The sequence below is a fragment of the Pseudoalteromonas sp. GW168-MNA-CIBAN-0100 genome (assembly GCF_040309225.1).
GTDB classification, from domain to species: Bacteria; Pseudomonadota; Gammaproteobacteria; order Enterobacterales; family Alteromonadaceae; genus Pseudoalteromonas; species Pseudoalteromonas arctica.
The window spans coordinates 1-279 of record NZ_JBEOOL010000484.1 but is presented as its reverse complement, the minus strand read 5'-3'; the positions used below and the strand labels follow the sequence as shown (position 1 = coordinate 279).

Annotated in this window: 1 pseudogene; it reads left to right on the top strand. The window is 42.3% G+C overall.

Annotated elements, in window-relative coordinates:
* Positions 1-279 (top strand): annotated as a pseudogene (locus AAEY62_RS22060) (5-oxoprolinase subunit C family protein); the annotation flags it as partial.

Below are 279 nucleotides of genomic sequence, written 5' to 3'. Positions count from 1 at the left end.
GCAAAGCACTCAGCAGTGGTGACTGCATTCCAATTAAGCCTTTTAATGGCCCTTTTATAAAAATGGGGGCTATTGCTCCACCGCAACGTAAAATTATCCGCTTGCACCCTAGCCCACACGCAAAGTTATTAGGTAAAACACTTTTGCATAGCTTTACTTCGGGTAAATTTAAAGCCAGCCCTAACAGTAATAGAATGGGCGTAAGGTTAGTAAATAATACAGATAATCTGATGCACACACATTCATTACCTTCTGTGGCTGTGAACCCAGGGAGCATAC